General features: G+C 61.4%; 11 protein-coding genes. 3 read left to right on the top strand and 8 right to left on the bottom strand.

Translation table 11 applies throughout. The features are described from left to right. Positions 1–9: 9 nt before the first annotated feature. Together FDP28_RS01730 and FDP28_RS01735 are read left to right on the top strand one after the other, a co-directional pair. Positions 10–1032, top strand: a complete 1023-nt coding sequence (locus tag FDP28_RS01730) for an alpha/beta hydrolase (protein WP_144658890.1) — start codon at positions 10–12, stop codon at positions 1030–1032. Continuing rightward, positions 1029–2099: an alpha/beta hydrolase gene (locus FDP28_RS01735; RefSeq protein ID WP_260842287.1), complete on the top strand. Its 1071-nt coding sequence runs from the start codon at positions 1029–1031 to the stop codon at positions 2097–2099. Before FDP28_RS01730 ends, FDP28_RS01735 begins: the two co-directional genes overlap by 4 nt. A 15-nt stretch (positions 2100–2114) precedes the next feature. On the opposite strand, the gene FDP28_RS01740 is transcribed toward FDP28_RS01735, so the two are convergent. From FDP28_RS01740 to leuA, 3 genes are all read right to left on the bottom strand, one after another. Further along, a complete protein-coding gene (locus tag FDP28_RS01740; RefSeq protein ID WP_144658891.1) occupies positions 2115–2939 on the bottom strand; it encodes an isoprenyl transferase in 825 nt (274 codons plus the stop codon). A gap of 2 nt (positions 2940–2941) precedes the next feature. Further along, the gene (gene recO, locus FDP28_RS01745) at positions 2942–3694 is read right to left on the bottom strand and encodes a DNA repair protein RecO (protein ID WP_144658892.1); all 753 of its coding nucleotides are present in this window, start codon (positions 3692–3694) and stop codon (positions 2942–2944) included. Positions 3695–3778: 84 nt separating this feature from the next. Further along, entirely contained in the window at positions 3779–5518 is a 1740-nt protein-coding gene (gene leuA, locus FDP28_RS01750) for a 2-isopropylmalate synthase (protein WP_144658893.1), read from the bottom strand. Positions 5519–5767: 249 nt separating this feature from the next. On the opposite strand from leuA, the gene FDP28_RS01755 reads away from it, so the two are divergent. Then, positions 5768–7720 (top strand): M13 family metallopeptidase, encoded by a 1953-nt coding sequence (locus FDP28_RS01755; protein WP_144658894.1) that lies wholly within the window; start codon positions 5768–5770, stop codon positions 7718–7720. Between the two features lie 73 nt (positions 7721–7793). Here the strand turns inward: FDP28_RS01755 and FDP28_RS01760 are convergent, their stop codons facing one another. From FDP28_RS01760 to FDP28_RS01780, 5 genes are all read right to left on the bottom strand, one after another. Further along, positions 7794–9353: an LCP family protein gene (locus FDP28_RS01760; protein WP_144658895.1), complete on the bottom strand. Its 1560-nt coding sequence runs from the start codon at positions 9351–9353 to the stop codon at positions 7794–7796. A 108-nt stretch (positions 9354–9461) separates the two neighbouring features. Further along, a complete protein-coding gene (era, locus tag FDP28_RS01765; protein WP_144658896.1) occupies positions 9462–10424 on the bottom strand; it encodes a GTPase Era in 963 nt (320 codons plus the stop codon). Continuing rightward, positions 10408–11739: a hemolysin family protein gene (locus tag FDP28_RS01770; protein ID WP_144658897.1), complete on the bottom strand. Its 1332-nt coding sequence runs from the start codon at positions 11737–11739 to the stop codon at positions 10408–10410. The genes era and FDP28_RS01770 overlap by 17 nt, the downstream gene beginning before the upstream one ends. After that, the gene (gene ybeY, locus FDP28_RS01775) at positions 11736–12209 is read right to left on the bottom strand and encodes an rRNA maturation RNase YbeY (protein WP_144658898.1); all 474 of its coding nucleotides are present in this window, start codon (positions 12207–12209) and stop codon (positions 11736–11738) included. The genes FDP28_RS01770 and ybeY overlap by 4 nt, the downstream gene beginning before the upstream one ends. Beyond that, entirely contained in the window at positions 12206–13288 is a 1083-nt protein-coding gene (locus tag FDP28_RS01780; protein WP_144658899.1) for a PhoH family protein, read from the bottom strand. The genes ybeY and FDP28_RS01780 overlap by 4 nt, the downstream gene beginning before the upstream one ends. Positions 13289–13344 lie beyond the last annotated feature (56 nt).

The raw sequence follows: 13344 nt of genomic DNA on the forward strand, positions 1-13344 counted from the left end.
GCTAAAGCCATGAAGTGGACCCCTGACATCCTCGGAAAGGACTTCCAGTCCTGCGGCTTCGAGGCGGCGGGGCCCGACGGCGTGACCCGCCACGCCACACTGGTCCGGCATCGGACTGAAAAGCCCTCCCCGGAGCGTGGCTCAGTACGCGGACGCGCGTCCTACGGAGCCGTGCTCTTCCTCCATGGTTGGAGCGACTACTTCTTCAATACCGAGCTCGCCCGGTTCTGGGCCGAACAGGGCTACGATTTCTACGCTTTGGACATGCACAACCACGGCCGGAGCCTGCAGTCCAACACTCCGGGCGGCTACGTAGCGGACTTGAGGTACTACGACGCCGAAATCGACAGGGCCATGGACCTCATTCGGGATGACCGCTCTGGCTACCCCGACGGCACGCTGACCTTGATGGGGCATTCAACCGGGGGCCTGGTTGCCGCGTTATGGGCCAGCCGCCATCCCGGCCAGGTCCAGTTCCTGATACTCGACAGTCCGTGGCTCGAAATGCACGGGAACTCACTGGTCCGTCGTGCCGCCCACGCCATGGTCGCACCTCTTGCCAGGTTTCGTCCGGAGACTGTCTTGCGGCTGCCGGAGAGAGGTTTCTACTTCCGCAGCATCAGCAGCAGCGCAGAGGGAGAATGGGTGCTCGACGAGAAGTACCGGCCTCCTTTTGCCTTCCCTGTGCGGGCGGGATGGTTGAGCGCCGTCTTTGCGGGCCATTCGCAGGTGTCCCGGGGGCTCAACCTGGAAATACCTGTGTTGGTTCTGACTTCAGCGGCCAGCGCCAACGGCATGGTGTGGCAGGAATCCATGCGTCGCTCTGACGCGGTCCTGGATGTGGGCATCATCGCCCTGCGCGCCATGGCGCTGGGACGAACAGTGACCTTGGAACGGATTGATGGCGGCCTGCATGATGTCTTCCTCTCAGCCCCCGAGGTGCGCAAGGACGCGTATGCAAGGCTTGCCCGCTGGATCAGCGGATTCATGCGCCATGGCGCTCTGGAAGGGCAGGAGGAAAGGGATACGTGACGGGGACAGGCAATTCCGGTCAGCAGTGGAGGCCCGACGTCCTGGGCCGCAACTACGAATGCATGGACCTGCCACTTAAGGACGACGACGAAGGTCCGGTCAAAGCAACGCTTGTGAGGCACGCTCCGGCTCTCGAGGAGACAGCTCCGCACGGAATCCTCGATTTTCTGGCGACCTTCCTCAAGCGTAGGCACCACACACCGCACGAACCGGATGGGGCACCCAAAGTCGTTCTCTATCTCCACGGCTGGGCCGATTACTTCCTGCAAACGGAACTCGCCGAATACCTCACCGCCTCAGGCTTTCTTTTCTATGCGGTGGACCTGCGCAAATTCGGCAGAAGCCTTCTTCCAGGACAAACACCGGGCTACACGTCCGACCTCAGCGTTTATGACGAGGATCTTGCCGCGGCCCTGAGGGAGATCGAACGGGACGTGGCAGCACGGACCAGCAATCATGCGCCTCCCACCATCCATGTGATTGCCCATTCCCTGGGTGGACTCATCGCCGCGCTATGGGCCAACCGCAACCCAGGCACAGTGGGCACCCTGGTCCTGAACTCGCCCTGGCTTGAGCTCCAGGGCAGCAGCTTGGTCCGCAGCATCGCCATGCACTTGGTGGAACCGTTCGCCCGCACGGATCCGAAGCGCCCCTTCAGGTTTCCGGAAATGCCTGCCTACTGGGAAAGCGTCAGCAATGAAGCGCATGGCGAATGGATGCTGGACCCGGTGTGGCGGCCACGGGCTTCATTTCCCATTCGAGCTGGTTGGACCAAGGCTGTCCTTGCCGGGCACGCCGCTGTTGAGCGCAAGTTGAACATTGATGCCCCGGTCTTGGTTCTGTTGTCGGGCCGCACCAGGATCCAAGCCGACTGGACGGCCGACCTGATGCGCGCTGATGCCGTCATCGACGTCGAAGAAACCTCCCGGCGCGCCCTTGGCTTGGCACGGCGAACCGCGGTCTTCCGTTATCCGGGCGCGCTCCATGACATCTTCCTGTCGCGCCGCACGGTTCGGCAGCAAGCGTACCGGGACGTCGCAGTGTGGCTCGCGGCTTATCCGTACTGAATTAGCACACGCAGGCTAATTAGCGGCGGGCGCCGCGTCCACGGCTCCTCCATAGCGCCTGTCGCGTTTGGCGTAAATTTCGACGGCGTCCCACAGGGTGCGCCTGTCAACGTCCGGCCAGAGGGTATCCAGGAACACGAACTCCGCGTAGGCAGACTGCCACAGCAGGAAGTTGGAGAGTCGTTGCTCCCCCGAGCTTCGCAGGAAAAGGTCGACATCCGGGAGGTCGGGCTCGTCCAGATACTTCTGGATGGTCTTCTCGCTGACGGACCCTGGCTTGAGCCTACCGGCCGCCACGTCTTCGGCAATGGCGGAGACGGCGTCCGCAATCTCCGCACGCCCGCCGTAATTAACACACATGGTCAACGTACAGGTGTCATTGGCCCGGGTGTACTCCTCGGCTTCTTCCAGCTCCTTGATGACGGAGCCCCAAAGACGGGGCCGGCGGCCGGCCCAGCGGATCCTGACACCCCAGTCGTCGAGCTGGTTTCGCTGCCTACGAAGCACATCCTTGTTAAATCCCATCAGGAAGCGGACTTCTTCGGGTGAGCGACGCCAGTTTTCGGTTGAAAACGCGTAGACGCTGACGTACTTGATCCCCAGCTCGATGGCTCCCGCCATGACGTCCAAAAGCGCGGGCTCTCCGGCCTTGTGTCCCTCGATCCGGGGCAATCCGCGCTGATTGGCCCATCGTCCGTTGCCATCCATGACAATGGCGACGTGTTGCGGGATGAGTTCACTCGGAATATTTGGCGGAACCGCTCCGGAAGGATGCGCGTAAGGCGCCTGTACCGGGGTAGTCCGGGTCGCCGTCGTCTTGCTCTTCTTTCCAAGTGCCACTGTCAGCTTCGCTCCACATGTTTGAGGGATTTCACGGCACGTTCCAAATGCCATTGCAGGTAACTTGCCACCAAGCCCGCGGCTTCACGGCGGTGCCGTGGATCTGATGCGTCCGCAACAGCCCAGTCGCCGGTCAACAAGGCTCCAAGCAGGACGACGGTTTCGGCCGCAGGCGCCGGTGAACCGGGCGGCCTGCAGTCCCCACAGACCATGCCGCCTACCGGGGCGGCAAAAGCAGTATGCGGTCCAGGACGGCCACACCGGGCACAGGAGGTAAAGCTGGGAGCCCATCCTCCTGTGGCCAACGCACGCAGAAGATAGGAGTCAAGGATCAGTTCCGGCGGATGGTCCGAACGACTCAGGGCTGCCAACGCACCCACCAGAAGGTTGTACTGCGCCGTCCCTGATTCGGAATCGGCGTCCGTCAGCTTTTCAGCGGTCTCGGTCATGGCCGCAGCCACCGTGAACCGGCCATAGTCGGCGGCGATGCTGCTCCCGTAGGCACCCTTGGCCACAGCCTGGGTGACAATGTCCAGCGTTCGGCCCGACACCAGCTGCAGATCTGCCACCATAAAGGGCTCAAGCCTGGCTCCGAAGCGGCTGCTCGTCCTTCGGACGCCTTTGGCGACGGCACGCACTTGCCCATGGTGTTTCGTGAGCAAGGTAATGATGCGATCCGCCTCGCCCAGCTTGTGGGTACGGAGCACTACGGCATCGTCCCGATAGGCCCGGGCGGCAAACGATGGATTGGCCACATCTAATCTTCGCACTATGCCTGGACCCGGGACGGCCACCGGACCGTGTGGTGACAGAGTTTCCTGTCACCACACGGTTCCAGCCTAGGCTTGGGCGTCGCGTACTGCCCGGTTCACAGCAGAAATCAAAGCCTTGAGCGAAGACGTCGTGGTGCTGGGGTCAATCCCTACTCCCCACAGGACACGCTCTCCGACGGCACATTCGACGTAGGCGGCGGCGCTGGCGCTGCCGCCCTCGGACAGTGCGTGCTCGCTGTAGTCGAGGACCCGGACGTCGACGCCGTCCTGGTGCAGAATGTCCAGCAACGCCGCAATCGGACCATTGCCGTGTCCGGTGCGCCGCACCTCGACACCATCAATCCGCAGGTTCGCATTCATGGTCATGGCACCGGCTTCATCGGTTTCGGTGCTCACGCTGCCCAGCGTGTAGCGGCCCCACTGGGCCTGTTCCTCGTCTGAAGGCAGGTATTCGTCCTGGAAGATCTGCCACAGCTGGGATCCGCTGACCTCGCCACCGACGGCGTCCGTCCGCCGCTGGATGACGCCGGAGAACTCAATCTGGGCCCGACGTGGCAAGTCCAGGTTGTGCTCATTCTTCAGCAGGTACGCAACGCCACCCTTGCCGGACTGGGAGTTGACCCGGATGACGGCTTCGTAGCTGCGCCCCAGGTCCTTCGGGTCGATCGGCAGGTAAGGCACTTGCCAGGTGAAGTCATCCACGGACTTCCCGGCAGCGGCAGCGTCCTTCTCCAGTGCCTCAAAGCCCTTCTTGATGGCGTCTTGGTGCGAACCGGAGAATGCCGTGAAGACCAGGTCACCGCCATAGGGTGAGCGCTCCGGAACGGGCAGCTGGTTGCAGTACTCCACCGTTCGGCGGATCTCATCAATATCCGAGAAGTCGATCATGGGGTCCACGCCCTGGACAAACATGTTCAGCCCGAGCGTCACCAGGTCCACGTTGCCGGTGCGTTCGCCGTTTCCGAAGAGGCAGCCCTCGATGCGGTCCGCGCCAGCCAGGTAGCCCAGTTCAGCGGCTGCAACTCCAGTGCCACGGTCGTTGTGGGGGTGCAGGGAGATGATGATGCCGTCGCGGGGGTGCAGGTTGCGGTGCATCCACTCGATCGAATCGGCGTAAACGTTCGGGGTAGCCATTTCCACGGTGGCCGGCAGATTGATGATGACCTGCTTGTCGGCTGATGCCTCAAAGACGTCGGCAATGGCGTTGCACACACGCGCGGCGTACTCGAGCTCGGTTCCCGTGAAGGACTCGGGCGAGTATTCGTAGGTGATGTGCGTGTCCGTCAGTGTTTCTTCGTATTTCTTGCAGAGCCGTGCGCCCTGCAGTGCGATGTCCAGGATTCCGTCTTCGTCCTGGTTGAAGACGACACGCCGCTGGAGTACCGATGTGGAGTTGTACAGGTGGACGATGGCCTGCTTGGCACCGACCAGGGACTCATAGGTCCGCTCGATCAGGTGTTCCCGCGCCTGGGTCAGGACCTGGATGGTGACGTCGTCGGGAATGTGACCGCCCTCGATCAGCTGACGGACAAAATCGAAGTCGGTCTGTGATGCGGAGGGGAACCCTACCTCGATTTCCTTGTAGCCCATCTTGACCAGCAGCTGGAACATCTTCAGCTTGCGGGCCGGGCTCATGGGATCGATCAACGCCTGGTTGCCATCCCGGAGGTCAACAGCACACCAACGCGGAGCTTTGGTGATGACCTTGTCCGGCCAGGTACGGTCAGGGACCTCAACGGTGATCTGGTCCTGGAACGGCACATAGCGGTGAATGGGCATACCGGAGGGCTTTTGTGCATTACGCATGACGTGTGGCCTTTTCTCTAAGAACTGTATGAAAGCTTGGCCGGACACAACGAAACTCCGCGGCGAGGGTGGCCCAGCGTCAAACAGCTATCAGGCCTCGCCGCGGCAGCTAAGAAGAAGCATTTCCGCACGCACAAAATTACAGTAGCACGGTGCGTATGATGACAGTGCAACACCTCATGCAACGTCCACTATGCAGACGCCGCAGCGGTGGCAACGCCGACTGCAGCGTCCCTTCAAGGAGCCACAGTGCCACAGTCGGGGATCACTCTTTCGAATATCGACCACAGCGTCCGGCCCCAGGACGACCTTTATCAACACGTCAATGGCGCGTGGCTGAACAGCACCACGATTCCTGACGACAGGCCGTTGGAGGGGACGTTCACCGCCTTACGCGATGGAGCCGAACTCGCAGTGAAGGCAATCATCGAAGAAGCCGCCGGCAAGGGTGAAGCGGCCACGGGCATCGAGCAAAAAGTGGGCGGCCTTTACGCAAGCTTCATGGATGAGGCCACGGCCGAGGCAAAGGGACTCGACCCTGTCCGGCCGCGACTTGAGGAGGTGCGGGCGGTGCAATCCGCCGGAGAGCTGGCAGGCCTGATTGGCCGGCTTTTCCGTTCGGATGTATCAGGGCTCTTTTCGATCTACCCCGCCCCGGATGCCGGCAACCCTGAACGCATCCTGCTGTACATCGGTCAAGGTGGCTTGGGCTTGCCTGATGAGTCCTACTACCGCGAGGACAAGTTCGCCGGCATCGTTACGGCGTACGGCGAGTACATCGAAAGCCTGTTCACCCTCGCCGGTGTCCCTGACGCTGCGCAGGCTGCCCAGCGCGTGGTCGCGCTTGAGACGGCCTTGGCATCGCATCATTGGGACAACGTGACGCTCAGGGATCCCCAGAAGACCTACAACTTGAAGTCGGCGGAAGAGGCAACGGCGCTGTTTCCCTTGCTGGACACGTGGTTCGATGCGGCGCGGGTCGATGCGGAGAAGCGTCAGGAAATCGTTGTCAGCACACCCGACTTCTTCACCGGCGCTGCCGGCTTGATGGAATCCGAGCCCCTGCAGACGTGGAAGGAATGGCTGACACTTCGGGTTCTCAGTTCGGCCGCCCCCTACTTGTCGTCCGCCTTCGTTGACACCAACTTCGATTTCTATGGCACGACCCTCAGCGGGACACCACAGAACAAGGAACGGTGGAAGCGTGGAGTCGCGGTCGTGGAAGCAGCACTTGGCGAGGCAGTTGGCCAGATCTACGTCGAACGGCACTTCCCCGCCGGTCACAAGGCCCGGATGGAGACCTTGGTAGCCAATCTGATCGAGGCCTACCGCGAAAGCATCTCGTCATTGGAGTGGATGGGCGAAGAGACCAAGAAGGAAGCCCTGAAGAAGTTGGACGCGTTCCGTCCCAAGATCGGCTTCCCGGAGAAATGGATTGACTACTCTGCCGTGGAGATCGACCCCAATGATCTTCTCGGCAACGTTGAGCGCGCCCATGACGCCGACGTGGACAGGCACCTGGACGAGATCGGCAAGCCCGTTGACCTGTCGAAGTGGCTGATGACGCCTCAGACAGTCAACGCCTACTACCACCCCATGTTGAACGAAATTGTCTTCCCTGCTGCCATCCTCCAACCGCCTTTCTTCACCGCGGAGGCGGACGACGCCGTGAACTACGGTGGGATCGGCGCAGTGATCGGACACGAGATTGGCCACGGCTTCGACGATCAAGGATCGCAGTTCGATGGCAGCGGCGCACTGCGCAACTGGTGGACCGAGGACGACCGCAAGGCCTTCGAAGCACTCACGGCAAAACTCGTGGCCCAGTTCGACGCCCTTTCACCGTATGCCGCCCCCGATCACAAAGTGAACGGCAAGCTCACCCTGGGCGAGAACATCGGAGATCTTGGCGGACTGACCATTGCCTACAAGGCGTACCTGCTGAGCCTGGATGGTAAAGAACCGGAAGTCATTGATGGCTTTACGGGTCAGCAACGGTTCTTCATGTCGTGGGCAGCCGGCTGGCGTCAGGTCATTCGAGCCGAGGAAGCGATCCGCAGGCTCGCCACCGACCCGCACTCCCCCAATGAATTCCGGACCAATGCCATCGCACGAAACCTTGATGCTTTCCATGAGGCCTTCGGAGTACGCGAAGCTGACGGAATGTGGACCGAGCCGCAGGAACGCGTCAGCATCTGGTAAATAAATGAACAAGAGAGGCCGGGCCAGTTCTTCAACTGGCCCGGCCTCTCTCATGAGTCGCCTGCGTTATCCGCTACTGATCGATGTAGAACGGGTTCACCTGTTGGCACACCGCGTCCTTGGCAGTTTGGTTAACCACATCTGAGGGAACCGACGCTGCTCCGTAGGCCGTGCCGGTTGTGAAGTCCGTACCAACGTAGAGCTGCACACCAGCCACGCCAGGTGCCTCTTGGACTTGGGCGGCCGGGATGCCATAGAGCTTGGCGACGTCGGCGGCCACGTCGGCAAAGCCCGTTCCGTAGTAAAGCACGGTCTGGTCCACGGGGTTGGCCAGATAGGACACAGCCTGCGCGAATCCGCCGCCCGTCAGAACGGCCATCAGTTCCTGGCCGCGGGTGGCGACACCACTGCCGTTGGCCACCGAAACAGGCTGGATCGCCTTGTCATAGGCAGGCGCGGCGGGCGTTGTGGTTGTCGGCTGCGGGGCCGGGCTCTCTGACGGCGAGGGAGTAGCCGTCGCACCGGGAGTGGTGAGGTCAAGGTCCGCGCGCAGTGCCGCGAAGAGCTGGGACGCTTGGGGTTCAACCAGTTCAAGGCGGTTCGGATCCACGGCTGCAGCCTGGGTAGGCACAGCCACGAACGCTACCTTCGACACGTCAATATCCTTTAGCCGCCCACCGATGGTCAACAGCGAAGGGACCGAGGCGAGGCCCTCGTCCACTGTCAGGTTTTGGGTCACGACGTCTGCGATTTGCAGGAGACGCTGCGGATTGCCCAGCGTGCCTTCACTCTTGAGCTTTCGAGTCAGGGATGAAAGGAATGCCTGCTGGCCCTTGATGCGACCCAAATCGCCTCCGTCGCCGAACGCATGCCTGGTGCGCAGGAACGCAAGGGCCTGCTCGCCTTCGACCAACGAGTCACCCTTCGGCAGGCGGAGGCGGGAGTCCGGATCAAAGACGGGATCGCTGACGCAGACATTCACACCGCCGACGGCGTGGGAAAGCTCCTTGACGGCGTTGAAGTCAGCCATCATGAAGTGGTCGATCTCGAGGCCCGTCAGCTTGTTGATGGTGTCGACTGCGCAACCGATGCCGGCCTCTGCCATGGCCTCGTTGATCATCACGCCGCTTCGGGCAGGAAAGGTCTGGTTGTTGGTGCGGTCGGTGCACTGGGGAACGTTCACCAACAGGTCCCGGGGGAAGCTGAGGACATTGACGCGCTTGTTGTCGGCAGAGATGTCCAGCAGCATCATGACATCCGAGTGACCATAACCCGTGGAGTCTTCGCTGGTGCCGTACTCGGCATTCTTGCCGTCACGGGTATCGGAGCCAAGGATCAGGATCTGGAGCCGGTCGGTCTTGTCATTGGCCGTGGCCTCACCTGCATTGCGGCTTTCATCCGCACTCAGAGGGGCCTTGGTGATGTTCGTCTGGAGTCGGATAAACCAGAAAGCAGCAAACGCGACGCCGGCGACCAACGCGACGGACACCACGCCGGTGACGATCTTCAACCAGAGCGGCCATCCCTTGCGCTCATTCATATGGCGCGGAGTGCCGTCGGCCTCGGCTCCATGGCGTGCCGCAACGGGGCCAGCGGTGCCGGTGCCCTCCGGGCGGGCGTCACGACGTCGCACTATTCGGTTTACCTTTCCTTAAAACAGCTCAATCCCCGCAATCATAGTTGCCGTTTCTGGGAAGTTCCTTATCGGGCCGAAAGCCACGCCGGATCCAGCTCTGTTGGCCTAGAAGCCGAGCTTGACCAGCTGCTTCGGATCGCGCTGCCAGTCCTTGGCAACCTTGACATGCAAATCGAGGTAGATCCGGGTACCGAGAAGGGTTTCGATACCCTTGCGGGCATTGGTTCCGACTTCGCGCAGCCGGCTGCCGCCCTTGCCAATGATGATGGCTTTCTGCGACGGACGCTCTACGTAAAGGTTGACGCGGACGTCCAAGAGCGGATTGTCCTCAGTACGTCCTTCACGCGGCACGATCTCCTCGACCACTACTGCCAACGAGTGCGGAAGCTCATCACGTACACCTTCCAAGGCCGCTTCGCGGATGAGTTCGGCGATCATGACCGCTTCGGGCTCATCTGTCAGCTCGCCATCCGGGTAGAGCGGCGGGGAGGGAGGCATGTGGCTGATCAGAACGTCCGCGACGGTGGAAACCTGGAAACCGTCGGCCGCTGAAACCGGAACGATATCGGCCCATCCTGCTTCGCCCAGGACCTCCCTGCCCAGCTCTGCGACGGCCAGCAATTGCTCGGTCAGGGCCTGACGGTCCACCAGGTCAGTCTTGGTCACCAAAGCGACGATCGGCTTACGTCCGACGCCGGCCAGCTGGGCGGCAATGAATTTGTCGCCCGGACCAATCTTTTCGTTGGCGGGCAAGCAGAAGCCGATGGCGTCGACCTCGGCCAAAGTATCGGCAACGAGCTCGTTCAGCCGCTTGCCGAGAAGGGTTCGGGGCCGGTGCAGCCCCGGTGTGTCCACGAGGATCAGTTGCGCGTCCTCGCGGTGGACGATGCCGCGGATGGTGTGGCGGGTGGTTTGCGGCTTGGCTGAAGTAATCGCTACTTTCTGGCCGACAAGGGCATTGGTAAGGGTGGACTTGCCGGCATTCGGCCGACCGACCAGCACCGAGAAGCCCGCGTGAAAGCCGCCGAAGTCGCTGTCGGCATCGAATTTCTTATTTTGCTTGCTCACGTGGAACTCCCTGTTGCGTTGAGTCGGCGTCGTCGAGAAGGTCTTCAAGGTCAGTGTCTTCCTTTGGCATGGCGGCCGCAATAATATGGCTGACCCTGTTACGCCGACCCTCAAGCCTATCTGCCTTAAGGAACACCCCGTTCACTTCAACGGAGCTTCCGACGATGGGAACCTGTCCAAGGGCCTTGGCCAGGAGCCCGCCCACGGTGTCCACTTCGTCGTCGTCGAGTTCGATATCGAACAGTTCGCCAAGGTCATCAATGCTCATGCGGGCGCTGACGCGGTACTGTCCGTCACCCAAGTCGACGGCTTCTTCAGCGGCTGCGTCGTATTCGTCGACGATCTCGCCGACGATTTCCTCGATGAGATCTTCCAAGGTCACCAAACCGGCGGTTCCCCCGTACTCATCAATGACAATCGCCACGTGGGTGGACTCCTGCTGGAGCTCGCGCAGGAGGTCGCTCACCGGCTTGGACTCGGGAACGTACCGGACATCACGGGCCAGCGAATCGACGTCGTGCGGCTGCAGTCCCGGCTCACCGCGGTGCATGGCCGCGGCAACATCCTTCAGGTACAGGATGCCGCGGATTTGATCAGTGTTCTCACCGATCACGGGAATTCGGGAATAGCCCGACCGCAGGAACAATCCCATGGCGGTTTCAAGGTCTGCGCCCGTGCCGATGCTGACAATGTCCGTGCGGGGAACCATGACAGAACGTACCAGGGTGTCGCCGAAGTCGAAGACCGAGTGGATAAGTTCCGCTTCGTTGTCCTCGATCATGTCGGACTCGGCCGCCCGGTCCACAAACTCGCGGAACTCTTCTTCGCTGACGAAAGCATCATCGCCGGCCGGAGCACCAGGGGCTACCGCCTGGCCCAAGGCAACAAGCCAGCCCGGGATCGGGCCCAGGATCCAGCACAGAAACCTGATCAGGGGCGCGGTGAAGCGCACTACCGGCCCTGAGTGGGCGCGCCCAAGCTGCCTGGGCGAAACACCGACCAGCACAAAGCCGATGACTGCCATGATGCCCGTCGCGGCCAGTCCGGCGAGCCACACGTTGTCCAGCAAGCTGTGGAGGACAACGGCTACCGCCACGGCCGCCGCCATTTCAAACCACACACGCCAAAAGCGCAGCGCCCTCATATGGGCTATGGGGTTTTCCAGGATGCCGGCCAGCGCCTTGCCCTTGCTTCGGCCAAGGGATTGTTCGGCCTCGTGGCGGGGCAGGAAGTTGAACGCAGCCTCCGCTGCAGTCAGCAGGGCTACAAAGCTGAGGAAAACCAGCGCCATGCCGACCAGGATGAGCGAGGTCACTGCATGGTCTCCATGGGGGCATCCTTGCCCAGGAATTCAGACAGCAGTTCGCGCTGGAGGCCAAACATTTCTTCTTTTTCCTCGGGTTCTGCGTGGTCGAAGCCCAGCAGATGCAGGATCCCGTGCGTTGCCAGCAGCAGCATTTCATCCTGCGTGGAGTGACCGGCGTTGCGCGCCTGGACTTCGGCCACCTGCGGGCAGATGGCGATGTCCCCGAGCATGCCTTGCGGGGTGGGCTTGTCCGGTGTCCCCGGCGTCAGCTCGTCCATGGGCACGGACAGGACATCCGTTGCTCCGGGCTCGTCCATCAGCTCAATGTGGAGCTTCTCCATGGCGGGTTCGTCCACCAAGAGGATCGACAGCTCCGCCTGGGGGTGGATATAGAGGCGTTCGAAAATGAAGCGGGACAACGTCACCAGCTGTGCTTCATCGACTGCCACGCCGGACTCGTTGTTGACTTCGATGCTCATTTACGTTCTCCACGTTTATGGGTGTTGGCAGCGGCCGCGGGTCGGTGGGCGTCATCCCATGCGCTGTAAGCGGAGACGATATCGGCCACCAGGCGATGCCGCACCACGTCAGCGGCTTCCAGGATCGAGAAGTTGACGTCGTCGATACCGGTGAGGATTTCGCGGACGATCCTCAGACCCGAGGTCGAGCCAAAGGGAAGGTCGATCTGCGTGACGTCACCGGTGACTACCATCTTCGACCCGAATCCGAGGCGCGTCAGGAACATCTTCATCTGTTCCGGAGTGGTGTTCTGGGCTTCATCAAGGATGATGAAGGCGTCGTTAAGGGTACGTCCACGCATGTACGCCAAAGGCGCTACTTCGATGGTCCCGGCAGCCATCAGGCGAGGGATGGATTCCGGATCCATCATGTCGTGCAGGGCGTCGTAAAGGGGACGCAGGTACGGGTCGATCTTGTCGCTGAGAGTGCCTGGAAGGAAGCCCAGCCTCTCCCCCGCCTCAACGGCGGGCCGCGTCAGGATGATCCGGCTGACTTCCTTGTTCTGCAATGCCTGCACAGCCTTGGCCATGGCGAGGTACGTCTTACCGGTACCTGCAGGGCCAATTCCGAAGATCACCGTGTTGTCGTCGATGGCGTCAACATAGTTCTTCTGGTTCAGGGTCTTGGGCCTGATGGTCTTGCCCCTGCTGGAGAGGATGTTGTGGGTCAGGACATCCGCGGGATTCTGCACGGACTGGGTCCGCAGCAGGGACACCAGTTGCTGAAGTACGTCGGGCGTGACCACGGTCCCCTTGGCCACGAGGCCGCGTACTTCCTCAAGGAGGCGCATAATCCGTGGAATCACTGTGGAAGGACCGGTCATGGAGAGCTCGTTGCCACGAACGTGGAAGTTCACGTCCGGGAACTGTTCCTCGATGTACCGCAGCGCTTCATCATGGCTGCCCAGCGAGTGAACCATCTGGTCGGAGTTGTCGAACGTGACAACTTCCGTGCGCGTGCCCGGTAAAGTGTGCGGGAACTCGGTCAGCGGCTGGTTCCCGTTTCCGGTCCTGAGCCGCCCGTTCAAAGATTCACTCATAGTGCTGGCCTGCGGCCTGTTCTCCTCCGGTTGATGGTATGACGCAATCCTACGCC

This window comes from Paenarthrobacter nicotinovorans (assembly GCF_007670255.1).
In the GTDB taxonomy this organism is placed as follows: Bacteria; Actinomycetota; Actinomycetes; order Actinomycetales; family Micrococcaceae; genus Arthrobacter; species Arthrobacter nicotinovorans_B.